44 protein-coding genes and 1 pseudogene are annotated in these 25,607 nt (G+C 67.0%); 2 read left to right on the top strand and 43 right to left on the bottom strand.

Annotated elements, in window-relative coordinates:
- The 12 genes from ABMQ42_RS17160 to ABMQ42_RS18215 form a co-directional block, all read right to left on the bottom strand.
- Positions 1–756, bottom strand: a complete 756-nt coding sequence (locus ABMQ42_RS17160) for an IPT/TIG domain-containing protein (RefSeq protein WP_349724219.1) — start codon at positions 754–756, stop codon at positions 1–3.
- Between the two features lie 84 nt (positions 757–840).
- Complete coding sequence (locus ABMQ42_RS17155) at positions 841–1,254, bottom strand: hypothetical protein (RefSeq protein WP_349724218.1); 414 nt, start codon at positions 1,252–1,254, stop codon at positions 841–843.
- Positions 1,255–1,277: 23 nt separating this feature from the next.
- A complete protein-coding gene (locus ABMQ42_RS17150; RefSeq protein ID WP_349724217.1) occupies positions 1,278–1,826 on the bottom strand; it encodes an HNH endonuclease signature motif containing protein in 549 nt (182 codons plus the stop codon).
- Between the two features lie 72 nt (positions 1,827–1,898).
- Complete coding sequence (locus ABMQ42_RS17145) at positions 1,899–2,252, bottom strand: hypothetical protein (protein WP_349724216.1); 354 nt, start codon at positions 2,250–2,252, stop codon at positions 1,899–1,901.
- A 9-nt stretch (positions 2,253–2,261) separates the two neighbouring features.
- Positions 2,262–2,603: a hypothetical protein gene (locus ABMQ42_RS17140; RefSeq protein WP_349724215.1), complete on the bottom strand. Its 342-nt coding sequence runs from the start codon at positions 2,601–2,603 to the stop codon at positions 2,262–2,264.
- Positions 2,604–2,612: 9 nt separating this feature from the next.
- The gene (locus tag ABMQ42_RS17135; protein WP_349724214.1) at positions 2,613–3,032 is read right to left on the bottom strand and encodes a head-tail connector protein; all 420 of its coding nucleotides are present in this window, start codon (positions 3,030–3,032) and stop codon (positions 2,613–2,615) included.
- Between the two features lie 2 nt (positions 3,033–3,034).
- Positions 3,035–3,328, bottom strand: a complete 294-nt coding sequence (locus ABMQ42_RS17130) for a hypothetical protein (protein WP_349724213.1) — start codon at positions 3,326–3,328, stop codon at positions 3,035–3,037.
- A 158-nt stretch (positions 3,329–3,486) separates the two neighbouring features.
- Positions 3,487–3,768, bottom strand: a complete 282-nt coding sequence (locus ABMQ42_RS17125; RefSeq protein ID WP_349724212.1) for a hypothetical protein — start codon at positions 3,766–3,768, stop codon at positions 3,487–3,489.
- 79 nt (positions 3,769–3,847) lie between these two features.
- Positions 3,848–5,041, bottom strand: a complete 1,194-nt coding sequence (locus tag ABMQ42_RS17120; protein ID WP_349724211.1) for an SU10 major capsid protein — start codon at positions 5,039–5,041, stop codon at positions 3,848–3,850.
- 36 nt (positions 5,042–5,077) lie between these two features.
- Complete coding sequence (locus ABMQ42_RS17115) at positions 5,078–5,875, bottom strand: hypothetical protein (RefSeq protein WP_349724210.1); 798 nt, start codon at positions 5,873–5,875, stop codon at positions 5,078–5,080.
- A 199-nt stretch (positions 5,876–6,074) separates the two neighbouring features.
- Positions 6,075–6,305 carry a hypothetical protein gene (locus tag ABMQ42_RS17110; protein WP_349724209.1) on the bottom strand — a complete coding sequence of 77 codons (231 nt, stop codon included), beginning with the start codon at positions 6,303–6,305 and terminating at the stop codon, positions 6,075–6,077.
- Positions 6,302–6,766: a phage minor capsid protein gene (locus tag ABMQ42_RS18215; protein ID WP_502884760.1), complete on the bottom strand. Its 465-nt coding sequence runs from the start codon at positions 6,764–6,766 to the stop codon at positions 6,302–6,304. Before ABMQ42_RS18215 ends, ABMQ42_RS17110 begins: the two co-directional genes overlap by 4 nt.
- On the opposite strand from ABMQ42_RS18215, the gene ABMQ42_RS18210 reads away from it, so the two are divergent.
- Positions 6,653–7,387 (top strand): helix-turn-helix domain-containing protein, encoded by a 735-nt coding sequence (locus ABMQ42_RS18210; protein ID WP_502884759.1) that lies wholly within the window; start codon positions 6,653–6,655, stop codon positions 7,385–7,387. The two genes, ABMQ42_RS18215 and ABMQ42_RS18210, sit on opposite strands and share 114 nt — an antisense overlap.
- An 81-nt stretch (positions 7,388–7,468) precedes the next feature.
- Here the strand turns inward: ABMQ42_RS18210 and ABMQ42_RS18205 are convergent.
- The 9 genes and pseudogenes from ABMQ42_RS18205 to ABMQ42_RS17070 all read right to left on the bottom strand — a co-directional run.
- Positions 7,469–8,329: pseudogene (locus ABMQ42_RS18205) on the bottom strand (phage minor capsid protein); the annotation flags it as partial.
- A gap of 54 nt (positions 8,330–8,383) precedes the next feature.
- Positions 8,384–8,911, bottom strand: a complete 528-nt coding sequence (locus ABMQ42_RS18200) for an NUMOD4 motif-containing HNH endonuclease (RefSeq protein WP_502884755.1) — start codon at positions 8,909–8,911, stop codon at positions 8,384–8,386.
- A gap of 239 nt (positions 8,912–9,150) precedes the next feature.
- Positions 9,151–9,594, bottom strand: a complete 444-nt coding sequence (locus ABMQ42_RS17100) for a hypothetical protein (protein ID WP_349724208.1) — start codon at positions 9,592–9,594, stop codon at positions 9,151–9,153.
- A gap of 141 nt (positions 9,595–9,735) precedes the next feature.
- A complete protein-coding gene (locus ABMQ42_RS17095; RefSeq protein ID WP_349724207.1) occupies positions 9,736–9,963 on the bottom strand; it encodes a DUF7455 domain-containing protein in 228 nt (75 codons plus the stop codon).
- Positions 9,964–9,975: 12 nt separating this feature from the next.
- A complete protein-coding gene (locus tag ABMQ42_RS17090; protein ID WP_349724206.1) occupies positions 9,976–11,622 on the bottom strand; it encodes a phage portal protein in 1,647 nt (548 codons plus the stop codon).
- Between the two features lie 14 nt (positions 11,623–11,636).
- Positions 11,637–12,920: a PBSX family phage terminase large subunit gene (locus ABMQ42_RS17085; protein ID WP_349724205.1), complete on the bottom strand. Its 1,284-nt coding sequence runs from the start codon at positions 12,918–12,920 to the stop codon at positions 11,637–11,639.
- A 25-nt stretch (positions 12,921–12,945) separates the two neighbouring features.
- Positions 12,946–13,440 carry a helix-turn-helix domain-containing protein gene (locus ABMQ42_RS17080; protein ID WP_349724204.1) on the bottom strand — a complete coding sequence of 165 codons (495 nt, stop codon included), beginning with the start codon at positions 13,438–13,440 and terminating at the stop codon, positions 12,946–12,948.
- A 152-nt stretch (positions 13,441–13,592) separates the two neighbouring features.
- Positions 13,593–13,817, bottom strand: coding sequence for a hypothetical protein (locus tag ABMQ42_RS17075; RefSeq protein ID WP_349724203.1), 225 nt, complete (start codon positions 13,815–13,817; stop codon positions 13,593–13,595).
- Positions 13,814–14,299, bottom strand: coding sequence for a GIY-YIG nuclease family protein (locus ABMQ42_RS17070; RefSeq protein ID WP_349724202.1), 486 nt, complete (start codon positions 14,297–14,299; stop codon positions 13,814–13,816). The genes ABMQ42_RS17075 and ABMQ42_RS17070 overlap by 4 nt, the downstream gene beginning before the upstream one ends.
- A 66-nt stretch (positions 14,300–14,365) precedes the next feature.
- Between ABMQ42_RS17070 and ABMQ42_RS17065 the strand changes: the two genes are divergently transcribed.
- Positions 14,366–14,542, top strand: coding sequence for a hypothetical protein (locus ABMQ42_RS17065; RefSeq protein WP_349724201.1), 177 nt, complete (start codon positions 14,366–14,368; stop codon positions 14,540–14,542).
- 160 nt (positions 14,543–14,702) lie between these two features.
- Here ABMQ42_RS17065 and ABMQ42_RS17060 read toward each other — a convergent pair whose 3' ends face one another.
- From ABMQ42_RS17060 to ABMQ42_RS16955, 22 genes are all read right to left on the bottom strand, one after another.
- Entirely contained in the window at positions 14,703–15,245 is a 543-nt protein-coding gene (locus tag ABMQ42_RS17060; protein ID WP_349724200.1) for a hypothetical protein, read from the bottom strand.
- Positions 15,242–15,493, bottom strand: a complete 252-nt coding sequence (locus ABMQ42_RS17055) for a hypothetical protein (protein ID WP_349724199.1) — start codon at positions 15,491–15,493, stop codon at positions 15,242–15,244. The genes ABMQ42_RS17060 and ABMQ42_RS17055 overlap by 4 nt, the downstream gene beginning before the upstream one ends.
- On the bottom strand, positions 15,486–15,833 hold the full coding sequence (locus tag ABMQ42_RS17050; RefSeq protein WP_349724198.1) for a hypothetical protein: 348 nt from the start codon (positions 15,831–15,833) through the stop codon (positions 15,486–15,488). The genes ABMQ42_RS17055 and ABMQ42_RS17050 overlap by 8 nt, the downstream gene beginning before the upstream one ends.
- Positions 15,830–15,973 (bottom strand): hypothetical protein, encoded by a 144-nt coding sequence (locus ABMQ42_RS17045; protein WP_349724197.1) that lies wholly within the window; start codon positions 15,971–15,973, stop codon positions 15,830–15,832. The genes ABMQ42_RS17050 and ABMQ42_RS17045 overlap by 4 nt, the downstream gene beginning before the upstream one ends.
- Entirely contained in the window at positions 15,966–16,181 is a 216-nt protein-coding gene (locus ABMQ42_RS17040; RefSeq protein ID WP_349724196.1) for a hypothetical protein, read from the bottom strand. The genes ABMQ42_RS17045 and ABMQ42_RS17040 overlap by 8 nt, the downstream gene beginning before the upstream one ends.
- Before the next feature lie 183 nt (positions 16,182–16,364).
- Positions 16,365–16,820, bottom strand: coding sequence for a hypothetical protein (locus ABMQ42_RS17035; protein WP_349724195.1), 456 nt, complete (start codon positions 16,818–16,820; stop codon positions 16,365–16,367).
- 254 nt (positions 16,821–17,074) lie between these two features.
- Positions 17,075–17,416: a hypothetical protein gene (locus ABMQ42_RS17030; protein ID WP_349724194.1), complete on the bottom strand. Its 342-nt coding sequence runs from the start codon at positions 17,414–17,416 to the stop codon at positions 17,075–17,077.
- A 356-nt stretch (positions 17,417–17,772) separates the two neighbouring features.
- Positions 17,773–18,537: a hypothetical protein gene (locus ABMQ42_RS17025; protein WP_349724193.1), complete on the bottom strand. Its 765-nt coding sequence runs from the start codon at positions 18,535–18,537 to the stop codon at positions 17,773–17,775.
- 23 nt (positions 18,538–18,560) lie between these two features.
- Positions 18,561–18,953 carry an HNH endonuclease gene (locus tag ABMQ42_RS17020; protein ID WP_349724192.1) on the bottom strand — a complete coding sequence of 131 codons (393 nt, stop codon included), beginning with the start codon at positions 18,951–18,953 and terminating at the stop codon, positions 18,561–18,563.
- Entirely contained in the window at positions 18,950–19,390 is a 441-nt protein-coding gene (locus ABMQ42_RS17015; RefSeq protein WP_349724191.1) for an HNH endonuclease signature motif containing protein, read from the bottom strand. The genes ABMQ42_RS17020 and ABMQ42_RS17015 overlap by 4 nt, the downstream gene beginning before the upstream one ends.
- Positions 19,377–19,592, bottom strand: a complete 216-nt coding sequence (locus ABMQ42_RS17010) for a hypothetical protein (RefSeq protein WP_349724190.1) — start codon at positions 19,590–19,592, stop codon at positions 19,377–19,379. Before ABMQ42_RS17010 ends, ABMQ42_RS17015 begins: the two co-directional genes overlap by 14 nt.
- A complete protein-coding gene (locus ABMQ42_RS17005; RefSeq protein WP_349724189.1) occupies positions 19,589–21,334 on the bottom strand; it encodes a DNA cytosine methyltransferase in 1,746 nt (581 codons plus the stop codon). The genes ABMQ42_RS17010 and ABMQ42_RS17005 overlap by 4 nt, the downstream gene beginning before the upstream one ends.
- Positions 21,331–21,546: a hypothetical protein gene (locus ABMQ42_RS17000; protein ID WP_349724188.1), complete on the bottom strand. Its 216-nt coding sequence runs from the start codon at positions 21,544–21,546 to the stop codon at positions 21,331–21,333. Before ABMQ42_RS17000 ends, ABMQ42_RS17005 begins: the two co-directional genes overlap by 4 nt.
- Entirely contained in the window at positions 21,543–21,854 is a 312-nt protein-coding gene (locus tag ABMQ42_RS16995) for a hypothetical protein (protein WP_349724187.1), read from the bottom strand. The genes ABMQ42_RS17000 and ABMQ42_RS16995 overlap by 4 nt, the downstream gene beginning before the upstream one ends.
- On the bottom strand, positions 21,851–22,300 hold the full coding sequence (locus tag ABMQ42_RS16990; RefSeq protein ID WP_349724186.1) for a hypothetical protein: 450 nt from the start codon (positions 22,298–22,300) through the stop codon (positions 21,851–21,853). The genes ABMQ42_RS16995 and ABMQ42_RS16990 overlap by 4 nt, the downstream gene beginning before the upstream one ends.
- A 120-nt stretch (positions 22,301–22,420) precedes the next feature.
- Positions 22,421–22,600, bottom strand: coding sequence for a hypothetical protein (locus ABMQ42_RS16985; RefSeq protein ID WP_349724185.1), 180 nt, complete (start codon positions 22,598–22,600; stop codon positions 22,421–22,423).
- A gap of 86 nt (positions 22,601–22,686) precedes the next feature.
- Positions 22,687–23,517, bottom strand: coding sequence for a recombinase RecT (locus ABMQ42_RS16980; RefSeq protein ID WP_349724184.1), 831 nt, complete (start codon positions 23,515–23,517; stop codon positions 22,687–22,689).
- 133 nt (positions 23,518–23,650) lie between these two features.
- Positions 23,651–24,592: a YqaJ viral recombinase family nuclease gene (locus ABMQ42_RS16975; protein WP_349724183.1), complete on the bottom strand. Its 942-nt coding sequence runs from the start codon at positions 24,590–24,592 to the stop codon at positions 23,651–23,653.
- A complete protein-coding gene (locus tag ABMQ42_RS16970) occupies positions 24,589–24,837 on the bottom strand; it encodes a hypothetical protein (RefSeq protein WP_349724182.1) in 249 nt (82 codons plus the stop codon). The genes ABMQ42_RS16975 and ABMQ42_RS16970 overlap by 4 nt, the downstream gene beginning before the upstream one ends.
- Positions 24,834–25,085: a hypothetical protein gene (locus ABMQ42_RS16965; protein WP_349724181.1), complete on the bottom strand. Its 252-nt coding sequence runs from the start codon at positions 25,083–25,085 to the stop codon at positions 24,834–24,836. Before ABMQ42_RS16965 ends, ABMQ42_RS16970 begins: the two co-directional genes overlap by 4 nt.
- Positions 25,082–25,387, bottom strand: a complete 306-nt coding sequence (locus ABMQ42_RS16960; protein WP_349724180.1) for a hypothetical protein — start codon at positions 25,385–25,387, stop codon at positions 25,082–25,084. The genes ABMQ42_RS16965 and ABMQ42_RS16960 overlap by 4 nt, the downstream gene beginning before the upstream one ends.
- On the bottom strand, positions 25,384–25,584 hold the full coding sequence (locus ABMQ42_RS16955; protein WP_349724179.1) for a hypothetical protein: 201 nt from the start codon (positions 25,582–25,584) through the stop codon (positions 25,384–25,386). The genes ABMQ42_RS16960 and ABMQ42_RS16955 overlap by 4 nt, the downstream gene beginning before the upstream one ends.
- Positions 25,585–25,607: the final 23 nt, after the last annotated feature.

Genomic DNA, 25,607 nt, shown 5'->3' with positions numbered 1-25,607 from the left:
TCAGGCGGCCGTGTACGGCTGCGAGTTCGACGCGCCGACGCTGTTCGTGACGATGATCGGTGCGGAACCGGTGATCCCGGTCGGGATCTGCAGCACCAGCGTGTTGTCATCCACGACCCGCAGCTCGGTGACAGCCGTGCCGCCCACGGTCGCCGACACGGTCGAACCGAGCCGGTACCCGCGGACCACGATCAGATCACCAGGCGCCTGACCGGTCGGCGACGCGGACTCGAGCAGCGGCTCACCCGTGCCAGCGATCGGGGAGGTCGACAGACGCTCCACGACACCGTCGTTGTTCAGCGTGAACCGGAACCCTCCCTTGTCCGCGTACCCGGTGTTCAGGTCAGCGACCGCGACGGAGAACGTGCCCTCGAACGTGGGGAACCGTTCGTCGAGCGCGTCGGTGATGATCTGGAAGTCACGCTTGTTCGCGCCACCCTCCGCATAGGCGGCGTTGATCAGGTCGATCACCCACGCCTGCGCGGCGACGACCTCCTTCGTGACCGGGTCGCGCATGACCTCGACGTCGAACGTCGGGGCGAAGTTGTACCCGATGATGTCGGTCGAGTTGCGGCCCTTCGTGCCGTACACCTCACGCTGCACCGTGATCGGCGTCGGGTTCAGGGCGAGGTTGTTGATGTCGCCCGTGATGTTCACGAACGCACCGGACTGCTTCAGGCGGAGCAGCTTCTGGTGAGCGAGCGCCAGGGAGCCCTCGGACGGGGCGGTCGTGTCGTACAGTGTGCTGTCGGACATGGGATTCTCTCCTTGTTTCTTGTGGGGATGTCGGCGCATGCCGACGACCCCTCGCACTCGGAGGGGTGGTCTAGTGGGTGGGGGTTACGGGCGCCGGCCCTTGAAGTAATACGTAGCCGCGACCGCGGAGCGGCCCTGCGAGTCGGGGTCGAAGTCGAGGGCGGAGAACTCCCACGCCCACGAGATCCCCAGCACCGCCGGGGTGTACTCGGTCTGGTCGAGGATCGCGCGCAGGTCCGCGGCCCACTGGCGGGCGACGAGCACGGACCCCTTGCGGCGCGTGTAGATCTGCGTTCGGTACGTCATGTCGGCGCGGCCCTCAGGGACCGGGCGGAGCGGGGTGAGCAGGGTGAACTCGTCCACGGTCGTCGGCATGACACCGTCGAGGCGGATGCCGCGCGCGGGGATCGTCCCCGTCTTCGCGTACACGGCCAGGCCCTTGTCGTGGAGCAGCTGCGCGAGCGCACGATTCAAGACGATCTCGGGTGCATCAGTCAACGGATACCTCCCGAGAATCGGTGTCAGGTTGCCGAACGCGGCACGTAGTGCTCGCGGTGCCACTTCCGCTGGTAGGCCCGCTCGCACGTCACGCATCGGCGATTGCCGCGTTCGTCGATTCTCGTGTTCTCAGCGGTGAACTCGTGTCCACGCTGACAGTGGGTGCGACGATTGTTCATGTGTCGTCGCTTCGACACCATGTCATCGACGTTCTCCGCCTGAGTACCGAGGAACAGGTGCGATGGGTCGCAACAGGGCGGGTTGTCACAGCGGTGCAAGATGTTTAGGCCGTCCGGGATTGGACCGTTCTCGATCTCCCACGCGAAGCGGTGAGTAAGCGTCGTCACACCGTTGACGTAAATGCTCCCGTATCCGTCTTCGTTCCGAGTGCGTTGCCATTCGAGGCACCCGTTCGGCATCCGCTTCAGCCCATCGGCGAGGCGCTCAGCGGGAGTCTTTCTCGTGAACTTGCCTCCGACGCGGCGACGCTCTCGCTTGTAGTGCTTCAAGCACCATCCGCGGGCGACAGCGTCACGATCGCAGCCATGGGCAACGCAGGTACGATTGGTCACATCGACTCCTTCCCGAGTCGGTCACGCCCCCGGTGGATTGCCGTCCATGCGGGGGTCTTTCGTACCTTCATTCTACTCGATCTGCACGGCGCGCAGGATGATTTGCCCCAGTTCATCCTTGTTTTCGACGGCGGGCGACTCCAAGTACTTGCCCTGGCGGCCGTTCTGGAAGTTGTACTCAGGGTGCTCGTGCAGGCGCGCCGCGTACGGGGTGTCGTAGGTGACCGCGGCGCCTTCCTCGGGCGTCTGTGCAGGCTCGACCGCGGCTGTGCCGATCAGGGTGCCGACGTCCAGCGGGGCGACGGCCGTCGACAGGGCCATGAGCCGGTGCGCGGCGAGCGTCTCGCCCTCGGTCAGCTTCGCGTCGAGGTCGTCAGCGAACTGGCCGAACAGGGACTCGGCTGTGACTTCGAGGCGGATTCCCATCGGGTCACCTCATTCCAGGTAGAGCTCGACGTGAGACGGGGTGCCCGGGTAGCGGTAGTACTCGCTGTCCACGACCTCGGATGTGCGCTCGCGCGCTTCGCCGGGGTAGACGGTGACCCGTGACCGGGGGAGCACGTCGTCCTTCAGCAGCAGGACCACCAGCGTTGAGGAGGTGATCTCCTGCCCGGACGTCGGGGAGTCGGAGCGGCGGTCGACGCGAAGCCGCGCCTTCTGCTCGACGTAGGCGGGCACGCCCGTCTTCGTGGTCCAGGTTTCGCCCTCTGCGCCCTCAACGGTGAGGATCTGTACGGTCACCCGATCGGGCAGGTGCTTCTCGCGCAGACGGACCACGGCAGCCTCCTACGTGTGAGCGACGGCAGAGCCCAGCAGGCCCGCGTTGGTGAGGATGTCGATCGCGCGTGTCCCGATCCGGCGGGCGAGCTTCTCCTGCGCCGTCAGAGAGTCGGGGCTGGATGAGGTGGTGCCGAGGGACACGGACCCGATCTTCACGGCGCCCGCATACGCGTCAGCGCCGGTCGGGTCGTCCGTTTCCTGCCAGTAGGCCACGATCCGACACGTCGCCTCAGCGAACGCGTCCGCGATGTCGGGGTCGGTGGGGTATCCGTCGTCGTCGGTGTCGTACACGGCGCGGCGGGTGAGCTTCTCGACCTCGATGGATGCGGCCCGCAGCCGCTTGAGCAGCAGGGCGTCGTCGCCGTCCCAGTCGGTCTCAGCGACGTCGTCGTACTGGTCCGGGGTCGCGTACACGCGCAGGTCCATGCTCACTCCAACACGCGGATGTTCGGGGCCGCGCCGATCGCGGCGATGATGTCGGCCTTCTTCGCCTTCACGGGCAGGTCGATGCCCTCCACGTCGGCGATGTCCCGCAGCTCCGCGACGGTCAGATCCTCGAGCATCACGCCCTCACGGATCTCCGCGACGACGAACCCGTGCTGGATGAGCGCGGCCTCCCGTTCCGGGTGCAGGGCTTCGACCTCGGCGACACCATCGGTGAACACGACACCGAACGCCGTCTGACGGCCCAACTGCGGCCGCGGATGGGTGATGTGAAGCATGACGCCTCCTGTTCGTTGGCGGAGAGAGGACGAGTCGAACGCCTGCGCCAGTCACGGCACCCCCGGGTTTCGAAGCCGGTGCCCCACCACTGGGGCTTCACTCTCCCTGGAACCCCGGCACGGCGGAGCGTGTCACACCGCGCCGGGACCTGTTGCAGCTACTTCTTGGCCTTCGCGGCCTTCTCGGCTTCCGCCTTCTCGGCGGCGGCACGGTCGGCCTCGGCCTTCGCTTCGGCGGCGAGGCGCTCAGCCTCGGCGCGCTCGGCTGCTTCGCGCTCCTCGGCGGTCGGGCCGTTCTCGCCCTCGACGGTGAAGCCATGCGCGGCGAACACCTCGCGGGCCGCGTCGTCGAGCGAATCGACCTCCGCGACACCATCGGTGAACTCGATGCCCGAGCGGACGCCGGTGAACGACTCCGGGGCGGTGATTGTGGGTGCCATGATGAACCTGCTTTCCCTGCGATGAGCGGGTGGGTGTGCCTGCCCGACGTCATGGCCGACGTCGGGCAGGCGTCAGGGCTTACGCCCAGACGGGAGCGACGGGCAGGCCGCGGATGATGCCGTGGGCACGCTCGTTGCCCCACTGCAGGCCAACCTCGCCGTACATCTGCTCACGGTCGGACGCGCCGACCTTCGCGAGAGGTTCGGTGAAGAAGTGGCCCTTGCCGGGGGTGACGAGGAACTTCGGCTTCAGCTGCGACAGGGTCGACACGAGGAACGCGTCGTCGGGCATCCAGCGGTCCAGCATCACGTTGAACACGCCGAAGTCCGACATGATCGTGGTGAAGTTGACGCCGCCGACGTTGCGGGACGCTTCCTGGTACTGGCCGAACGCCTTCGCGTATGCCGTCGACAGGTTCCGCTTCTGGCGGGCGCCGACGACGATCGACGCGGTGTCGTCGCCGAGACCACCCGCCGTGAACACCTGCTCGAACAGGGCGTCGTAGGTGTCCTTCGTGGGGCCGGCGGTGGTCAGCTTCGACAGCGACACCGTGGCGGTGCCGATGACGATCGCCGAGCCGCCCTTCGTGGCCGACACCTTGAACGCGTCGGTCGTCTTGCCGACGACGTAGTAGACCCGGTCGAGACGGATCGCGGTCGACGTGCCCACGCTCGTGAACCGCACCGCGTCACCGTTGGCGAGCGTGGTGGCGGTCTCAGCGATGGTGTCGGTCGACGCGGAGAGGGTCGCGTGCGACTCGCCCAGGTCGATGACGTTCGTGGTGATCGCCTCGATCAGGCCACCCGTCTTCCGCTCGGTCGTGTTGTCCGTCGGCACGTGCTTACGGCCGAGGATGAACGACAGCTCGATGTCGACCGCCTTCGCCTTCAGGGCGAGAGCGATCTGGTGGTCGAGCTCGTTCGTGACCGGGTTCGTCTGGTCGTTGTTCACGCCCGACGTCTGACCGGTCGCCGCCTGCTTCGTGTAGCTGACTTCGACGGTCTCCTGGTGGATCTCGACGACGTTCTTCACGTTACGGCGGACGCGCTGGTCCGAGTTCTGGGCGTTCGCGCCTTCGAGGCGGGACCGGTTCTCCTGCGACTCGCGGAGATCCTCCTCCTGCCATTCGAACTCGACCGACTTGACCTCTTCGCCGCCGGTGAGTCCACCGATAGCGGAGAGGATGGGCGTTTCGGACGGGCTCACGTTGAAGAGCTCGCCGACGAAGTTGGGCAGGTTGTAGGTGGTCCCCTGCCCGGTGATTCCAGCCATGCTGGCCTTCTTCCTGCCCCGAAGGGCGTCGGGTTGTTATGCCTGAGCGGTCTTCGCGGATGCGATCGCGCGCTTGAGGCGGATGGTCTCGGTGACGTCCTTCTTCTCCTCGGCTGCCTTCAGCTGAGCTTCGAGGGACTGCACCGTGGGGCCCGTGTGCTCGCCGGCACCTGACCGGGCGGGGGGCTGCTTGAGTGCGGCGTTCGCCTGGAGCGCCTTCGTGATTTCCGCCGTGATGGCGGCCTGATCGGTCGGTTCTACCGAGGCGATCGCGGTCTTGAACTGCTCGTTGGCGAGCAGGAGCGGGATGTTCGCGCCGAGCGGTGCGCCGAGGATCGCGACCTGCAGTGCGACCTGCCCGGCCTTCGCCTCGGCCTGTGCGGTGGTGATCGCGGTGTCCTTCTCACCGAGCTTCGTGGTGAGGTCGGCGACGGACGCCTGCAGCTTGGCGGGGTCGGTCTCGACCTGCTCGCCACCGCCGAGGGCCTTCGCGATGTTCCCGAGAATGTTCTTCTCCGCCTCGGCGACAGCGTCCTTGATGGCCTGCTCGCGCTTGCCCTTCTCGGCCGCGAGGTCGCCCTTGACGTTCTGGATCAGGGTCCAGGCCTTGTCGGGGTCGAACTTCGACTTGTCGTCGCCCCAGGGCGGCTGCTGGCCGTCCTGCTGTGCCGCTGCGGCGGCCTGTGCGGCTGCATCGCCGCCGTCACCGCCACCGCCCGCGCCGTTCTCCCCGTCGAAGAACCGGATGCCGGCGACATCGAACCGGTTGAGGCCGATCTGCGCGAGGCCGTCCGGGCCGCGGCGCGCGTACGTGCACTGCTTGGTGCTGTTCATGATGGTGTCTTCCTCCCGGGCCTGCCGGGATCGGTCATCCACCCCTGCGGTGGACGTGAAGCCGCGCCGCCGAGCGCAGGGAGCGGCGGCGCGGGGCATGTATCGGGAGGGACGCAGGTACCGCCTCGCCCGGAAGTTGGAGCAGGCGTCGTGGGCAGCCTTCGCGTGCAAGATGGGCGCGTTGACGCCCCTCCCAAGATCAGTAGGTGAAGCCTGGACCGAAGGTCTTCGGCGCCTTGCGGCGACGCTGCCGTGGCAGACGCTCCCAGACGCGCTGCTCATGCGGTCCCTGCGGCGTCGCCGGAACCGGCGGCCAGTTCGATCGGGTGCGCTCGTCCGGCGGCAGGTACAGCTCGTGCCCGACCTGTTCGAACGGGTGCTGCGGGTGGTAGCTGTCGGTCCCGTCAGGATCAAGCTCGCGTCCGCTCACCGTGTCCTCCGTCCGTCAGCGAAGTGCAGCTGCTCGCGGTACGAATCACGACGGCGGCCCGTGTCGCGGATGAACTCCCGCATGTCCGACTGCGCTTCACGCACATCCACGTGGGCCCGGGCACGGTCCGTGTCGTTCATCGCGGTGACCTCGCGGCGTTTCGCCGCCCGGATCTCCCGCTCAAGACGCCGCTGCTCGGCGCGCTCCTTCTCCGCCTTCTCGTCGTAGGTGGAGTCGTCAGTGATCACCGTCACACCCGCGAGATACGGGGCGACTCTGCACCGGCAGTTGTGCACGATGATAGAACCGGCTGTATACCAAGCCCCTGCAGTCTGGAGATTGTAGACATGTCCCGCATATCCACGACGATCGACATTGACAATTTGGTCCGTCGATACGAGACCGGTGAGAGCGTCAAGAAACTCGCCAGCGATCACGGTGTCTCCCGCGATGTGATCCATCGGCGGCTCGTCAAGGCTGGCGTCACGATCCGCGATCGCTCTGCCGCGATGTACACCCGCATGGCCCAGGCCAGTCCCGAAGACAGGCTCAAGCTCTCCGCCGCCGCTCACGACGTCGTCCGAGGGATGACCCGCAGCGTGGAAGACCTGGAGAGCCGCGCCTACACGAAGCAGATCCGACTCTCGCACGCGACCGAGGAGGAGATCGCTCTCGGGAGAGAGTTGCAGTCGCGTGGGCTTGCCGTCACTCCCCAGCAGGCCGTGGGCAAGTACAACATCGACCTCGGCGTGGGCGGTTCCGTCGCCGTGGAAGTCTTCGGTGGTTCCTGGCATCGTGATGGCCGTCACTTCGCCCGACTCCCGCAGCGTCTTGTAGACCTCGCCGATCGGGGCTTCAACACCCTCATGATCTGGTCGGCTCGTGAGTGGCTGCTCGACATCCCCCCGGTAGCTGACGAGGTCATGGCCTTCTACGAGCGCACCCGCAGCGACCCAGCCTTCCGTCGTCAGTACCGGATGGTTTGGGGTGACGGTGAGTTCGCGACCGGTGGCTGTGTGGATGACGACGACCTCGCCCTCAAACCAACGCGCGTCGGCAGCAAGAACACCGGTCGGCGCTGACACCGGCACGAAGCCGGGGAAGCAGTTCGGGTGATTCCATCCCGCCCCGCGCGCATCGTCCACGGTCCCCTCGACCGTCACCGACACCATGCTGTCGTCGGTCTGGTGCGGGAGCTCATATGTGCCCGCCGGTGTCCCGTCCGTGGAGAGGATCTTCCCCGCCCACGCCGCGCACTTCTGACACGAGTCCAGACCCCGCACGATGGTCACGAGGCTGATGCCCGACTGCTGCATCCGCCACACGCCGGCGTCGTTGAACGCCCGGTTCACCGTCGTCCGGCCCGCCATCTCCGCGTAGGCTCCGATCGTCCACCGGCGCCCCGCCCGGTCCGTGAACGACGGGATGCCCTCAGCGAGGAACCTCTGCACCGTCTGCGCCTGCTGCACCCGCGACGTGCTGATGCCGAGCAGCGTGGACGGGGAGTAGAACGACACGATCCGCTGGTACGCGTCCTGCGGGTACCGGGTGAGCCGCTGGTTCAGCACCTCAAGGCGGGACTCGAGCGACAGTGCCACCATCGCGACCGACTGTGCCGCCGACGACGTCAGCGTGGACGCGGGGACGGTCAGCCCACCGATCGCGGCCACGGGACGGGCGGCGAACCCGAGTTGCGCGGCCGCGGCGGCTTCCCCCTCGGTCGCGGCGACATCGACGACATGCTGCGCGAGATCCGCGACCCGCAGTCGTTCGACCATGGCCGCGGCGATGCCCTGCAGTTCCCGGATCGCGACGGCCCGGTGTGCGGACAGTTCCGCGAGGATGCGGTTCTGCCGGCGGCGCTCGGCGACGGTCAACCCGCGGCCGGCATCGGCTGTGGTGAGCTGCTGGGACAGTTCGAGGTCGCGTGCGGCACGGATCGCGATCTGACGGATCAGTTCGTCTTCGGCGTCCCTGTACCGGTCGGAGAGCTCGCGGGCGAGATCCTCGATGAGTTCTTCCACGCTCTCGCGGGCCGGGTTCGGCTTGAACAACGGTGCCACGGCGGACCTCCCAGGCTATGAAGCACCCTTCGCTCGTGAGAGGCGCGGGCGACCGTCCAACGTCGAGTAGCCACGCGCTTTCTTCCGCTCGAACGCTGCGCGACCGTCTTCCTTGCGGCACTGACGGCACGACCGCTGACCATTCGTTCGGCGGTAGGTGTTCGCCTCGGTGTACTCGTGGCCGCGAGGGCAGTGCGTTCTGGACTGGTGTTCAGCAGCCGGGTGAAGTCCGTGCTGCATGGCATCGGCCACATTCGACCGCCGAGTATCCCACCTGAGGTTCGCGGGCCGATTGTCGGTCTTGATGTCGTTGTTGTGGCACACTTCCTGGCCAGGTTCGGGCTGTCCGAGGAAGGCTAGTGCGACCAGTCGGTGTACCTTCTGAGTCTTGCCGCCGAGGTTCACGTACGGGTACGCCTTGCTCGTGGCAGCCTTGAGCACGTACCCCGTGCGTGAGTTCCGCACTCGCCCTTGGTCGCTGACTTCGTATCGGTCCTCGTAGCCGACGACAGGCAGCCAGGTTTCGGGTTCGGTAGACTGCATCGCAGCCCTCCAATCGACTCGCATTCGATTCAGGGTTAGGCCCGGGCGGATGCTCCAACATCCGGTTTCGGGCCGTCTATATTTTACCGCTGACCCCCGACATTCTCAGTCCTCCGGAGGGCGGTTGATGCCGTACAGGCGGTCGTGTGCCCGGTCGTCGGCTTCCATCTCGTCCTGGTCGTGGCAGTCCTCAGCGAGAAGCTGCGACGGCCACTGACGGCCGCACGAGCACGTGTGCATTAGGCGGCCCTCACGGACGTGTGCCGGGACGCCGACGCGACGCTGATGTCGAAGTACTCGGCGATCGTCGCGAGCGTGTCGCCGGCGTCGCGCATCATCTGCGCCTGGGCGCGCTCGTCGGCAGTGAGCGAACGCCGCCGCTTACGACCGGTCGACGTCGCCGCGGTGCGCTCGGGTGGGATCTCGGTGGGCCGCAGGGCGGCGTCGGCGAGCTTGGAGATGAGCTCCCCGAGCGTGAGGCCACGGTTCGCGGCATGCCCGGTCAGCTGACGGAACGTCGACGGGCGCAACCACGTGCGCACCTGCACGCACGGGGCGTCCACCTCCAGGGGGCCGGACCGGGTGTGGTCGCGGTGCTTGTCGTAGCAGGTAACGCACAGGCCCCGCGCCATCTCCACCACCGTGCCGGGCGCGTCAGCCTTCGACACACCGTGGGCGCGCATCTCACGCTGACATATTCCGCACCGCATGGCGTCTCCCGTCTACGTCGTCGGGTACAGCGAGGATGCGGCCGAGAATCCAGCCGCCACGGGTCCAGATGATGACCGTCATGGTGACGCCGAGCACCCACCCGGCCGTGAACTTCACGGGGTCCTCATATGCCGCAGGTCGTATACGTGCGCGGCTTGACGGTTCAATTCGACCCAGAACCGGGTGCCGCAGTGATGGCAGTACGAGAGCGGTTTCCCGTCAGGCATCTCCACGAACACGAACGCCTCAACATGCGGGCCGCACCGGTCACAACCGTCACGGTCGATCTCGAACACGGTCGTGCGGTGGCGGTCAACGATGTCGACAGGCGCGTCATCCACCGTCACCACCCCCTACGGGGCGTCAGGCTCCGGGTCGCCGGTGAACGTGGCCGGGTCGGGCGCCGGGGCGCCTATCTCCTGCTTGATCAACTCCACCTCGGCGTCGATCTCGTCCTCATCCCAGTCCGGGTGGATGCTGCGCACGATCTCCTTGCGGGACGCGGCCCGTGCGGCGTCAAGCAGCTGCGCGGTGCGGGCCAGCTTCTCCGGGTCAGCCTGAGACACCGGCGCGAACTCCACCGCCGGCAGCGCGGTCATGTCGCCCAGGTCCGGGCCGCCGAACACGGCCTTGTCGATCTCGAGCGCAGCCATCGACCAGCGGGCCAGCGCGCCCTTCGCGTGCAACGCCTTCTTGTCGCGGGTGCGTTCGGAGTCGGACAGGTCCGCGTCGATCTCCGTCGCCGTGCGGGTACCCTTCGCAGAGTCAAGACCCAGGTGGGCTTCCGAGTAGCCGAGCGCCGACGCGATCTCCTTCTTCAGCCCCTCAATCACGGCCATGTGCTCTTCGACACGAATCGCGAACTGCACGATGCTCATGGGCCCGTTGCCGTCCGCCGCCTTCCCGAGGCTGCCAGACACGGGGGTGAACACCTGCCGGTACACGTCGAAGTTCGCGCCCTCACCCGGCTTTGACGACACATCGATCATCTCTTCCGGGACGACCAGTCGGCCCTGCCCGTTCTCCACATCACGCATCAGCGACGACCACGTGAAGTCGACCTTGTCGAGCACATCCTGCACGCCGTCGAGGTCCGACCGGCCCAGTGCCGACAGTTCACCGAGCTTCCGCCAGTCACGGACCGGGGCGGCGTTGCGGAGGTACGTGACGGCGAGACGGTTCGTGCCGGTCCCGATGGTCACCGTCGCCGGCAGTTCACCGGCAGGGACCACGAGGTCCGCGGCCGACCGCAGGCCCGCAAGGTGCGCGGTCTCCTCGCGGGAATCGATCTGCACTGGCTCGCCGAGCGACCGTTCCCGGCCACGGTACAGGGTGTACGCGATCGTGCCGGGCTTGTGCTCCTCGACGAGGCGGAACACCTCGTCACCGTCCCTGTACTCGGTCCACAGCTTCACACCAACGAGACGACCGTGCCGGAACGTGGGGATCGCGGTGTCAGCGGCGTAGGCCTTCGGGAACACGTGATCGGCGACATCGGGGTCCCACGCGACGGCCAGGTAGGAGCCGCCCAGCGCAGCCGAGTACTCGCCGGCGAGGAGGAACTCGGCGTGCGCCTCATCCGACCCCGTCAGTTCGTCGAGGCGGCCCTGCGCGGGATGAACCCACTTCTTCCGGGACGCGCGTGTGTCGCCCTCCTGCACAGGCAGGTTGTCCGGCTTGCGGAACAGGATCTGCGGCGCCTCACCGAACAGCAGGTCAGCGGACAGCGTGCACAGGTCAGCGGCGAGCGGCAGATGCATGCGCATCCGCTTCTCCTCCGGGATGATCGGCTGCCCCAGGAACATCTTCGACAGGGAACCGAGCACACCACCCTGGAACCGTCGGCCGCCGACCGTGTGAGTCGGGGCGACGTCGGGGGACTGGCCGGAGTAGATCTCCGCGAGCACCGCGGCGTTCCCCGACCACCATGCATCCAGTTCACGGAACCGGGCAAAGGCGACATCCCACGGTGCCGGGGGCCAGACAGTGGCATCAGCCATGGACAGCCCCTCTCTCAGGCGGCGAGCTTGATGTACCTGCGCCAGATGTTCTCGGTCGTAGCTACGCCGTAGCGTCCGCCGTCGAGTGAATGGTCAGCGATCTTCAGGGGCTTGTCTTCGCCCTTTTCTGTGGCCTTCGGGTCCCACGAATAGCCGGGCGCTTCCTGGATGAACCCAGGGCATCCACGGTCAGGGTGCGCGGCGGTCGGTCGGGCCACCAGCAGCACACCGGACGCGAGCAGCGACGCCATGAGGCGGATGCCGTACAGCACGTCATTGTCGGCGTCGGTCGAGGCGATGCCGTGCGTCTTCCGCAGCTCGACCTTGAACGAAGCCGCGGAAGGGTCGACGATCGTGAACCGTGGGATGAGCATGCTCGACGTGGACGCGGGCAGGTGACGGTCGTTCAGCCAGCGGACGAACTCACGGCCCAACTCCGCGTCGGTGAGCTTCTGCTGTGCGACCTTCGAGTCGTGCCGGTACTCGTCGACGAAGAACAGGCGCGGTGTCGGACGGCCGAGATGGTCGATCTCCGCCGAGACGCCGAGGATTAACGCCGCGGTCGCGTTCGTCGTGCCGTAGTCGAGGCTGACAGAGATCAGCTCTCGCATCTCGGGCAGTTCGTCCCACGGGATCGTGTGCACGTCCGGATCCCACATGTCGAACACGGCACCCTCAGCGGCCACCCACTCGCCGAGGATGAACCGCTTGTACCAGAGGCCGGTGAACTCGGCGCTGATCTGCGCGATGTAGGCAGGGTCGAGGTGGTCGGCACCGGCGAGCTTGAAGTGGAAGTGGTTCCAGCCGTCGAGCTCGCGGACGCGGTCGAGGAACCGGACCTTGAACCAGTGTGCGGGGGAGTCCGGGTTCGTGGTGCCGAACAGGCGGGCGCCGACGACCGACATGCGGCCGAGAAGCTGCGTGAAGAACTCCTCAGGGATGACGGTGATCTCGTCCACGTATGCGCCGGCGACGGTGAGGCCGCGGAGCACCTTCTCCGCTTTCGCATCAGACGCGCCGATCACGTACACGACCCGCCCGAGGATCCTCGCAGTCGGTGCGCCGTACGTGTACGACACGAGCTTCGAGATCGGGCCGAACAAGCTCGACTCCATCAGCGGGGCGAACACGTTCCGGTACGCGGAGTCACGAGTGCGGGCGATCACGACCAGCTGACCACCATGAGGGGCGACCGCGACGAAGATCAGAAACGCGAGCAACGATGCGATTGTCTTCCCGGTACGGATCGCACCATCCCAGATGTTCACACGCCCGACAGCGCCACGGATCGAAGACATCTGGTCAGCCGACATCGGCAGCCGGTCAAGCATCGGGGATGACACCGAACGCCTTCCCCAGAGCGACCAGCATCGCCTTGCCCTCGGCGGCACCACCGTCTGCGGCGCCCTCAGCAAGCTTCGTCGCCTTGTCGAACGCCATAGCCGCTGTCGTCTGCATCTGCCGGACAGCGTCAGCAGGCGGAAGGTCGAGCGTGTGCTCGTTGTAGTCGTTCTCTTTGCCACCGAACGCATGCACAACGTACGGGGACCGGGCCCGCTTCGTCTCCTGCATCGCGACCGCATGCATCTCACGCGCCAACTGCTCACGCAGATCCGACCAGTCGGCCGCTCGAGCCTCGGTCGCTTCCTTCGTCGCCGATGCTCGCTTGAATGTCCCGCCCGCGGCCTTCACGATCCGGGACACGACACCGGTTGACACACCGACCTTGCGGGCGATCTCGTTTCGGCTGACGCCGTCCGCATGGAGCTTGAGGATCCGCTCACGCGTTTTGGGATTGACCGGGACACCACGCGTCATCGTTCACCTCGATCGTGCGTCGCCTGGACGCGGTCACGATTCGGCGGGGCCGATGTCGGGGGCGGGAATGGGAAGAGCCCCGGTCACCTGTTGGTGCGGGGCTCTTGCTCGGGCGGAGTGCTCCACCATCTCGTTGAGAATATCTCACTGTCTCAGTCGGGCGCTACTCGGCGTCCGGCGTGTCGGTTGCGTCGGAGGCGGCTGTGCAGTTCGCGGACTTCGCCGGCGCGGACGATCAGATGCATGCCCTTCCCGACTTCGCCTTCCTCGAATGCTGTGAGCCTGCCCTCGGCGTACCAGCGGTAGACGGTCGAGCGCGAGACGCCGATGAGCACGTGTGCCTGTGCGAGGAGCACGTACTCGAAGTCGCGGATCACGCAGCACCTGCGAGGATTGCCGCTGGGTCGCCATGCTCAGCGCGGATGCGGGCGATGTGCTCGCGGAGCGCGGGGGAGTCGTGGAACCATTCGCGCTGCCCTTCGACGCGGAGGCCGGAGAACTGCTGGTGTCGCTCACGCTCGACGATGGTCGATCCGGGCTCGATGGCCAGCAGCTCGTCGTGGTACAGGTTGCGGAGCCTGGCGGCGACGTCGCGGCTCGTGCCGATCTTGATCCTGTCGCCGAAGCTGACGTAGTAGACCCACCCGTCTGTGCGCGGGTCGCGGAGAACTGCGGCACCGAACCGGTTCCATCGGTCCGCGGCGATCTCGGCGGTGGTCAGCGTCGCCGGCTCGGCCAGGCGGCGTGCTTCTGCGTCCTGCGCGCAGGTGTCGTTCTGGCACTGGAAGGGGCTGGTGTCGCCCTCGCGGCGGAAGCTCAGCTGCTCGCACCGTGGACACCGAATCCGCTCGATCGCCATCTCATCCTCCCTTGTAACTCTAGTTTCAAGTGTACCTCGGATTGTTACCACGGTTACACTGGCTGCATGACCGACGAGACCCTCGACACCCTCCGCGCTTTCCAGGCGCGGATGGACAGGATGCCGTCGCGACGCGCCGAGCTGATCGCTGAGGCGCGGGAGGCTGGCCACACGTGGCAGCAGATCGGCGACGCCCTCGGGATGAGCCACGCCGGCGCGATGAAGGCGGCACGCACGAAGTAGCGCAGCGCTCACGGCGCCTCGCTTTCGGTCGGTTGGGTGCCCACCCTCGGGCGCGACTGGATCTCTTCGAACGCGATGAACCCGCACCTGATGCACTCTTCGGGCCGCGTCTTGCTCCACACGTGGTAGCCGCAGCAGACCCCAGTTCCACCGGGCATCGTCATCGTTCTTCCGCCTCCGGTTGGGTGCCCACCTGACGGGCGGCGATGAGAGCGGCCCGGGCGTACTTGCGGCAGGTGTCGGTCATGCGCCCCCAGCTCGGATCGTTCTTATGTCTGCGCTCCGCCTCGATGCGGTCCTCCCACGTCATCCAGTCAGGATGGGCCGCAACGTCTCGCCAGATGCCCGCCGCCGCCGCTTCCACCTCGGCCTCGCTCGGCTCGTGGGCGGCGGGGGCTGGCGCGAGTTCGTTCACCGTCTGCTCCAGTTCAGCCAGTCGGTCAAGCCGATCCACGATCGACTCGATCAGCGGGCGCTCTTCCGGGTAGCACGGGGCGAAGATCGGGTGCTTGGCGATGGTCTCCCATGCCTGAATGCGCTCGTCCGTCTCGCTCGGCTCGTGGGTGGCCTGCGCGGCGAGGATGTCGGCGTACTCGTCCAGTAGGTCTGCGCACCGCACCACCTGCCGATTCGACATGAGGTTGCGTTCCAGCGGGTTCCCGAGCATGTTGCCAAGACCGCGTGCTTCTTCCTCGGTGGTCACTTCGCCTCCTCTCGTGCCAGTTCCTCGGTGACGCGGATCTTGCGCGCGTGCCACTCGTCCTTGCGCTGGTAGTGCGCCGACAGCCCCTCAAATGTGACCTCAGACGAATCGCCCATGCCCTCGGCCGCGGCGACCACCTTTCGCAGATCGCCCAGCGTCAGGTCGTGGTAGGACTTCGCGGTGCGGAGGTAGACTCGGCGCACCTCCCGGTCGTAGCGCTGCGCTTCGGCTTGCTTCTTGTCACCCACGGTTCGTCTCCTCTCGTGCGGCTTCGAGCGCGGCGCGGGCGCGGGCGCGCCACCAGTCCGCATCTTCCGCATCGGTGCTCATCGGCCCTTCCGGGGCGGTTCCGTCCAGCCGCTCGAAGCATCCGTCGTAGTCTCCGAGGATCGCCATCGCCCGCGCCGCCTTCTCGACCTCCGCGTCGGTGACGGGGCGCTGAGCTTGCCACTGCACGCCAGCCTCGAACCCGCGCATGTGCCAGCGGATCGCCGCGTCGCGCGCCACCGGATCATCCCAGGTCGGCGCGTTGTGTGACTCGAATGCGGCCTTTTCCGCGGCCTCGCGGGCCTCTTGCTCGATGGTCATCGGCCGGCCTCCATTTCCTCCGCAGGGCCGAGACTGGACACCAACGTCTGGGCCAGAACCGCCGCGGTCTGCGCGGGGACGTCCCAGTAGACGGTGCGCGCACCAAGTGTCAGCGTGATCCGATTCTGTGTCTCAGCCACGGTCGTTCTCCTTGTCGTCGTCGTTGAGGATCGAGCGGATGCCAGCGGCGATCCCCGCAGCAGCGGCATCACCCTCGCTCGATCCGACCACCTTCACTGCCAGCACCTTGTCGCATGCTTCCGCGATCCGGGCGAGTTTGGACTCGGCGGCACCAGCAGCAGCTTCGGCCTCGGTCAGCATCGAGTAGAACTTCTGGCTGGACGTCATCTGATCGATCAACCCTTCGACATTGCCGCAACGCTGCGCCCATTCGTCTCACGTTCTGCCGTGCCCGGTACGCCGGGTAATAGGGGTCTTCCCAGTGCCGGGCCTGCGCGAGATGCGCCTCGACCTCGTCATCCGTCGCGGTCGTGGCGCCGCAGAAATCGCAGACGTCCGGCGCGTTCCTGGTCATGCTGTTCTCCTCGTCTCGATTGCCTGAATCACGTCGATCCCTTCCGCGGGGACCGTCACCCAGCCGTCACCGTCCATCCGGTAGGTGGCCCACTCGTCGCCCTCCCGGATCACACACCCGCACCCGTCCGTGTCACACGTGATCGTGATCAGATCCCCCTCACGAGCCGGCGCGTTGCGGACGAACGACAACTGCCCACACCGCGGGCACCGGACCCTGCGCAGGCGGGCGGTGCGTTCCTCGATCTGATGCGACCGGTACGCGCGCTCCGCCGCCGCCGCGAACTGGATACCGTCACGGGCACCCTCCGGGGTCGACACCCAGATCTCGAGCGACCGGTGACCCTCCGACGACGCGAGGAAGCTCAGGCACTCGTCGATCGCCAGATACGTGCCCGTGAACGGGATGTACCCCGTCGCGCTGGACGAGATGCCCCCGTTGTCGACCTGCACCGCCCGGTCCACACCCTGCAGTGCGAGCTCGAACTGCCCCCACCGCATGTACGCGGACTCCAGACGCTCGAAATGCGACTGGCACAGGAACCCGCGGTCAGCGAGACGCGGCAGACACCCGGTGCAAGTGCCCGGGCGCCGGTCCTCGGCCCAGCCCTCGTGATCGGGGCAGGTGACGCGGTGAGCGCCACGGACCGTGCACGGCCACACTCCCGGCAGGTTCTCGTGAGCGATGCACAGGATCGTCGAACCCGTCATGACTCCTCCTCGAACAGCGGCACATCAGAAACGCGGCGCGGCGACGGTGCACCTTCGAGGTACGTTTCGCCGGCGGCCGCGGCCCACGCGTTCGGCTGATGCTCCCGGCACGGTTCTGACTCGGTCGGCATCTCGCAGACGCAGCAGACGTACCCGCCGACGCCGTTGATCACGATGTACGAGTCGCCGGCGTCCGGGAAGTCCGGGACCGGCATGTGTTGCACGCTCGCGCACCAGCACTCCACCTCAGACAAGTCGCCGTTCTCGAACTCGATCAGCGCCTCACCGATGCACGCACCATGCTTGCCCTCTTCACAGTCCCTGCACTTCGCCCTCATGCTGCTTTCCCCTCTCGCACCTTGCGTGTCTTCCGTGGTGCTGACCGTTCCCTCGACCGGTGCCCCGTCTCGCACAGAATCCGCGACACATACGTCGTCGAATACCCGAGAATCCCCGCAATCCCCGCGACCGTGTGCCCCGCACCCGCAACCGGATCACCTCCGACCGCAGCACCGCCCGGTGCGCCTCCCGCGTCTTCGACAAGTCCTCCATCCGTGACGACCGCGACCGCACCGTGCCCGTCGTCAGCCGTTCAGCAGCACCCGCGATCAGCTCACCGATCGTCATACCCTGCGCCTCAGCCATGGTCGCGAGCCGCCACCACGTCTTCTCGTCAAACCTCACCACCGGCATCTCAAGCGACCTCCAATGCGTTCTCGTGAATGAACTGCTGCACCTCAGCCGGCGACTGCCCAATCGCAGACGTCACATACCGGGACGGGGCCTTCGGCCACTCCTTCGCCCGATCCAGCAGCGACACCGCCACCTGCAGGGCACCGTTCGCGTCCACCCGCAGGCCCGTGTGTCGTTGGATGCTGTCGGCCACAGTCCGCAGCGACGTGATGCCCTTCTGCGCCGCGAGGCGTCTCGTCACCTCCGGCACATCCATCGCGTCCGTCGAAACTCGCGCACGGTTACTACGTGACTGACTCTTAGAAGGTGAGTAGAAGTCCTCTGACTCTGACTCTGACTCTGCTTTTCGCTGGGTTCGGTCTGGGGTGCCGGGCCGCTCGCGACCCGCAACCGACCCGCTAGCCGAGCCGGTAACCGACTGGGTTACCGGTGGGTTCTTCGGTGGCCGTCCGCCCTTCGCTCCGTTCGCCCGGTTCCGCGCCCGGCGAGCATCCTCGTCGGCGACGGTCTCCTGATGCTCGGCGTAGTCGCGGATGACCAGCATCGTCCCTTCCTCGGCGAGGGTCACCAGGGGGCGGTCTGGGTGTGTGCCGCACAGTTCGGTGAGAGCATCGACTGGCCACAGGCGGTTCGCGACCGCAGTAGGGATACGACCGTCGAGGCGCTGCTGCCGCGAGTAGCCGTTCATCTCCACGAACGCGCGGAACGCGGCATCCGAGATCGGCGCGACCTTCGGGTGCATCCAGAAGTCGATCGGGAACGTCATCCACAGACGCTGATCGCGGGGCATCAGCCCACCTCCCCATGTGTGAGCAGCGACGCCGTCGCCGCGGTGATTTCTGTCCACCAGCGGCCCTGCGAGTCGGGCACGTCGAGGTACAGTACGAACGAGCGCACATCGACGCGCCAGGCGGGCCAGAACGACCAGTCAGCCCAGCGGGGGACGGCGTAGCCGTCGCGCATGGCTTCGGCTGGGTTGATCGTCTTCCACTCGTGGCAGGCCGGGCACAGGCCCTGCAGGTTCGCGACGACCGTGTTCCCGGTCTGACGGTTCTGCCGGTGGTCGCGCTGCACCCCGTGCGCGCCGCACCGCACGCAGCGGTTCTGGTCGCGTTCCGTCATCTGCTGGTAGGCGCGCTTCTCGTCGGCCGGAGACGGCTTCGGGGTCTTCGGGCCGATCATGCCCTCGACTCCTTGCGGATTTGACGGCACGTGCGGCAATAGCGTCCGCCGCTGGGAGGCGTGTAGGTGTTCTCGGCCGAGTACTCATGGCCGCTCGGGCAATGCGTCTTACGGATATTTCGCCCTGACCAGCCGTCGCCGCGGACGAGGTTCACGCCCTGCGGCACGGGATCCAAGTGCTTCGGATTCACGCACAACGGGTTCCTGCAGAGGTGATCAAGGACCATGTCGTCTGGGATAGGACCGATGAAGTGTCGGAAGCTGGCCCGGTGTGCTTGCACGACGTATCCATGGCGGACTGCGAAGGCTCCGTATCCTTTGCGGGTGGCCGCGGTCCACTGCCAGCATCCAGATTCGGTGATGTCGAACTTCGCGATGAACCGCTCGAGAACTTCGGGGCTCATTCGGTCGAGCGGCTTCGTGTCAACGGCACTCATGGCCAGCCTCCGTCCGGTAGATCATCCAGCAGTCCGGGCAGGTGGTCTCGTACGGCTGCACCTCCAACTGGTCGGGCTGGGGTGCGCACTCGTCGTGGACGAGCTGCCCGTCCTCGTATCGGACGATGTCGCCCGGGTGGATGCGGGAACCGCACTCGGCGGCGCACACACCGTCGTACTGGGCAGGAAAGGTGCCGCTCATGCCGCTACTCCGTTCAGGAACTCGGCGACCGCGTTACCGAGGTCGCGTGCCGCGGGCGGTGTGACAGCGTTCCCGGCCTGCTTGACCTTGTCCCGCTTCGACCCGAGCAGCAGGTAGTCGGCGGCGAAGCCCATCCCGGCCTTGATCTCGTGCGGTTCGAGCATGCGGAACCCGGCGTCGTCGACGTCGAGCGAGATCGGCGCGCCCGGTTCGAGCAGCGACTGCGTGCCCGACGTCGTCAGCGCGCGGATCGGCTCGGTGATGGGCGTCGTCATCTGTGCGGCGTCGCCCCGCGGTGTGAAGTTCCGCATCACGAGCGCGTGATGGTTGCCGTTCGCCACGACTGTGTCGATCGGCTCATCGGTCGGCTTCGCGACCCCGTGATTCCGGAGCGGCACGAGAATGCCCGTCTCGTTCCGGGTCGACTGGGTGCGCATCGGCGCGGCCGCCGATGCGGCATCCTTGCCCTCACGCCCCTCGACGGGGATCAGCAGCGACGCATGGTTCCCACCCGCGACGATCGACGGCAGCGCCTCCGAGACCAGCCGCGAGCGTGCGTCGTCGTTGCCCGACAGGTTGTTCACGATCAGCGCGTGGTTCGCACCGTCGGCGACGACGGTCGGCAGTGTCTCGTCGAGCGTTGCTGTCCGCTCGCGCTCACGGAACTGGGCGAGGAACGCGGGCGGCACCGTGACGCCGTGCTCGGCGGTGCCCGACTGCGTGGGGATCGGGTCGCCGAGCTGTGAGACCCGCAGGTAGTTCCCCGGCTTGCCCGACGCGGCGTCGTAGGTGTTCCCCGCGGCCTTCACGACCAGCGGGGCCCAGTACCGTTCGATGCCGCGGCGGATCCGTTCGCGCGTCTTCTCGGCCAGCGGCTTCTCACGGTCCCCGATGCGCGGTGCGGGCAGCGACCAGTCGATGATGCTCGAGGCGGGCAGCCAGCCCGGCTCCACTACCGCCCAGCACTCCGGGCACCGGTAGACGTACTGCGCCCGGTAGCGGCCCCACTGCGTCTTCTTCTTGAATGCCTGCACCGCGCGGATCTCGCCGTGCTCGAGGCACAGGGCGAGGGGTCGGGTCCACTTGCCGATGTTCGGGGCCGGGTTGCTCTTGGTCGCGATGTCGGCACGCCAGAACACGATGTACATGCGGTCCCGGGACTGCGGGGCCGGCAGACCGCCGACCTGCGCATGCATGCTGTTCAGCCACACCATCTGGTGCCGGTAGCCGAGCAGTTCCATCGCCTGCAGCCAGGCCGGGAACATGACCCACTTCGCCGCGTCGACGACGTTTTCGATGATGATGGCCTTGTACCGGTGGTGCTCCGCGAACCGGGGCACGTCCCACATGGTCGCCCGGGACCGGTTCGCGGCTTCATCGACGAGCGGGCGTGCGCCCTCGAGCTCGAACAGGGCCTCGTTCTCGGCGCGCAGCCGCTTCACACCCTTCGCGATCGAGTGGTTCGTGCACTCCGGTGACGCCCACAGGATGTCGGTCGTCGGGAAGTACCGGGGGTCGACCTGCGAGATGTCAGCCTGCGAGTGGTCCGTGTCCGGGTGGTTCACCTGGTGCGATTCGATCGCCAGCGCCCAATGGTTCGCCGCGATCACCACCCGGTAGCCCGCGGCCACGAGCCCCGACGACGAACCGCCCGCCCCGCAGAACAGGTCCGTGACGGTGAGGCCGTTCCATGGGATGTCGGGGTGCTGGTAGCCGATGCGCTCGGTGACTGCGGCGGTCATGCTGCCGCGCCCGTCATCTCGGCGAGGTCGCGTTCCGCATCCTCACGGCGTTCGCGGCGCGGACCACGGCATGCGTTCGGGCTGATGTGCTCCCCGTAGACAGCGGTGCGCCACGCGACGACCGGTGCACCCGGCAGCGAGAAGTCATGCAGGGGCACGACCTCCGTAGTCAGACGAAGCGGCTCAGACTGTCCGCACAGGATGTCCTTCACGAAACGACCTCCCATGTGCGGCACTTCGTGCGACGTCCGGGAGGCTTCACGACACCCGCGCACCGCACCCGGCCCTGCACCTCGAGCTCGCGGCGCGCGGAACGCACCCGCTCGGGGGAGTACTTGCCCTTCAGGTAGGAGTGGATCTCCGCGTCGGTGAGAGGCATGAGCGCGTCAGTGAGTACGGCGAGCACGTCAGCCTGTGACGTCGCGACGCTGCCGGCCGTGGCATCCGCGGCCTCGTGACTCGTCTCGGGGTCCGACGCGCGCACGCGCGGACTGTCGTCGGGAAGAATCTGGGGGATCATGCCGCGACCTCGTCTCCGAAGTCGGGACCGCCCTCGATGAGCCGGGCGAAGGTCTCCAGGCTCATCGTCACGAACTGGTCGGCCGGGTTCGCGTTCCCGCGGCGCTTGTGCGCGACGACCGCGATCACCGCATCATCGTTGCCCGCCTCGGTCTCCGCTTCCCGCAGCCACCCGGGCAGGTCGACACGGGCGACGTTCTTCGCCTCGATGACGACCCGGCCGCCACGGATCGTCTTCACACCGGAGATGTCGCCACGGTCCTTCGCACCGTTGCGGGCGCGACGTTCGATCCGGTCGTCGTTGAGCCGGAACGCGAGGAAGTTCGCCACGACCGACTCGAACAGGGAACCGGCCTTCTTCGCCGACTTGCGGTTGCGTCGGGGCACGGTGGCCACCGGCTCCGTCTGTACTTGGTCCCCGAAGTCGGGGATGATCGGAATGCTCACGGGTCTGCTCCTATAGCTGGGTGCTGGTTGGTGGGTGGAGGGGGCGGTCTCGCCGGAATCGAGACCGCCCCCGGTTACGCCCGGGGTCGGGTTGGGGACCATGGGGTGCCCCGGGCGGTCTCAGGGGGACTCGGTCGGAACCTCCATCCCCGGCAACGGCACCGACTCCGCCGGTGCGCCCTCGTACGGCGACGCGGCGTCGTCACGATGACGAGCGCAGTAGTCCTTGCCGTCCACGTCTGTCACCCAGTCCGCGTCGTATGCGGCCTTGCGCGCCTCGTCGGGCGTTTCGGACAGCAACGCGCCACCGTCGTCCGACTCAAGCTCGCTCGAGCACCCGCCCGAGTGGTCACAGCACATGGCGAACAAAGTCCTCTGCTTGGCGCTCATCGCCCGGCCCCGTACTGTGCGTCCTCCGCCTGTTCCTCAGGCGTCCGCGCCATCGGGTCGTCCTCGTGGATCACGAGCGTCTCCGGCTCGTCATCCAGACGAGTCACCTGCACCTCGTCCATGCCCTTGAGGTGCTGCACCTTCTGCTCGTCGGCTTCCAGCGCACGCCCCAGGTCGGTGGACTTCGGCAGGTACTTCGCCAACGCACGCACGGCGGTCTTCTTCGCCATCTCATCCGGGTGCGACGCCCACGGCGTCTTCTGCCAGTACGACGGGCGCCGGTCCTCCACCTGCGTGCGGGTCAGGTACGCCCACGTGGTGCCGCCCTGCTTCATCCGCGCGGTCGCGACCACACCGATCATCGGGCGAGTCTCCTCGAAGTCCTTCGGGGTCCAGTCGTAGAACATGCCCCGTTCCGCGTTCGCCCCATAGGTGAAGTCGTCACCCTCACGGACGATGAACGCCTGCACGTTCGTCACGAACTCGCTGCGAAGCGCGAGCTTCACCATCCCCTGGAACCCGACGATCGGCAGACAGATCATCCGCCCGTGGTCCTTCCGCGGGGTGAGGTAGAACTCGCCCAGCCCGGAACCGATCTCGAGCTTCAACTGCGCGGCGAGCATCACCCCGCCGAGCAGGGTCTTCGGGTCCGCCTGCATCAGGTCCGGAGACTTCGTGATCTCCGACAGGACGGCCCGCACGAACGCGTCACCGTTCATCACCCCGCCGAGTTGACGTTCGATCGCCGGGAGCTGCGCCTCGACGAGATCCTTCATCGTCGGGTTCTGCTTCGCCGCCGCCGCCGCGGTCGACAAGTCCTTACTCATCGACTTCCTCCTCGCTTCGCCTTCCGCCGCCGAGCAACTGCCGCACGGTGCAACTCGTCAAGGCGTGCTTGCGCGCGCTCCAACTCCTGACGGCGGTAGTAAGCGTGTACTTCCATCACGCGCGAATCGGGGTTCACTTCTTCTCCTTCGGCTTGTAGGTGCGCATCACCATGAACGGGGCGCCCTGAGTCGTGTACCCGTCGACGAGGTCGGGATGGTCGCGGCGCAGCGCGCCGACATCCAGCGACGACCGGCCCGACTGCTTCTTGAACGTGAGCACCGTCCGCCCCGCCCGGGTGAACGTGTCGACCTCGTTCTGCACCATGAACTGCCCGAGAGTGACCTTGATCTTCTCCGCGTCCTCTTCCGCTTCCTTCGCGGTCGCGAGAAGAAACGCGCGCTGCTCGATCCGCTCCATGAGCTCGTCGGTGACTTCCATCGGCTCCGCGCCGGTCGGCCACTGCTCAGCGATCTCCGCGACCGTTGACGGCTGCGGGGGGACACCGAGCGCGACGTGCGCGTTCCAGAACGCCCGCACCCCTGGGAGCAGATGCTCCTGAATGAACCGGTCGTCGCGGGGCTCCCAGTAGTAACGGAACTCGCGGCCACCGATCCACACGACGACCAGCTCGCGGGCGTCACCCGACACGGCGAGTTCCGCCTGCACCTGCACACGAATGTCAGTCGGGACGCCCTCGTCCCAGTGGTGCCCGGCGTACTGGTGCGCGGTCTTCATCTGCACCTTCGTGCCGTCCGACGCGACACGGTCGAACGTCGCATGCAGGTACGGGTGCTCCACCGAACGGGCCATGAACCCGGGGGAGAGCGTCACCCCGAGCCCGGAGAACCGCTCCACCCACTCGTGCATGATCGGCTCGGAAGCGTGCCCGATGAACCCGAGCACCGGGTCGAACCCCGAGTCGGCCCCCATCTTCGCCTTGTAGACATCCAGCGGGGTCTGCCCGTACGCGGACATCCCGAGAACCGCGGCGACCTCAGACGCCCCCACGGACCGGCGGCGCTCGTCGAGCCACTCGTCGGTGTCCGGGGTGACGTCGATGATCGTGAAGCTCATGCCGACACCGCCTCGAGACGAGCCGCCTGCGCCGCCTCCCGCTCCGCGCTCCACGCACGGCTCAGCGCAAGCCAACGCTCACGCGCCGCCCGCCAACGCTCCAACGCGTCACGCAGCACCGAACCGCCCAGGATCCCGTACCGCTCGCAGGAGTCCACCTGATGCGCCAGCTTCTCGTGCTCGTGCTCGTACTCGGCGTACGCCTCGTCGACCTGCTCTCGGGTGATGTTCTGCAGGCTGCTCATCGGCCTGTCCTTTCGTTGCTTGCTCCATCAGTGGGTGAGCGGTGCGCCCGCTCGGCGATATCCAGAGACCCGAGGCTGTCCGGGTGGTCCTCCGGGATGGTGGGTGCGGAATCCGCGATGATCCCGAACAGGCCAATGACCGCGCAGACCAGCCCCAGCAGCCACAAACCGTTCTGCTGGTAGCCGGTCACCGCCCACACCGGGAGGATCAGCACAGCCACAGCCAGGAAACCCAGCGCGGTCTTCATGCGAACCAGTCCCGGTAGTTGTCGAACGGCTCCGGCGGGAGGTTCAGCAGGTCGCGCGAGCACTCGCCACAATGCGTGTCCTCCGGGGTGATCGACTGATCACCGTGGTCCGGGCACTCTGTGACCACGACCGGGTCGCCCTCGAACTGGTCGAAGAACTCCGACCGGTCCCACAGCCGCAGCTCGGCGATCTGATCCTCGGGAGAGAGGTCACGCCACTCGGCGCGCGCATCGTCGCGACGGTGAGCCGCCCAGAACTCCGACGCCTGCGCGTTGGACTGGTCGATGCCCGTGATCGTCATGACAGGCCCCCGCTCAGGAACCCCGCGACCACCAGGGCCACGTCGACCAGGAACAGGAACACGCCCAGCACGGTCACGCCGACGATGCGGCGGTCCGCGCGCAGCTTCCCACCCGCGAACTCGACATCATCAACCCCGACCGCATCACACGCATCGATCGGCTTCGTGTCCTCGGGGGACTTCTTCTCTGAGAGCATTCCGGTTGCTCCTTTCAACTCCA

It is taken from the genome of Microbacterium sp. KR10-403 (assembly GCF_040196215.1).
In the GTDB taxonomy this organism is placed as follows: domain Bacteria; phylum Actinomycetota; class Actinomycetes; order Actinomycetales; family Microbacteriaceae; genus Microbacterium.
Note: the sequence above shows the minus strand (reverse complement) of the source record. Positions and strands in the feature narration are given on the sequence as shown.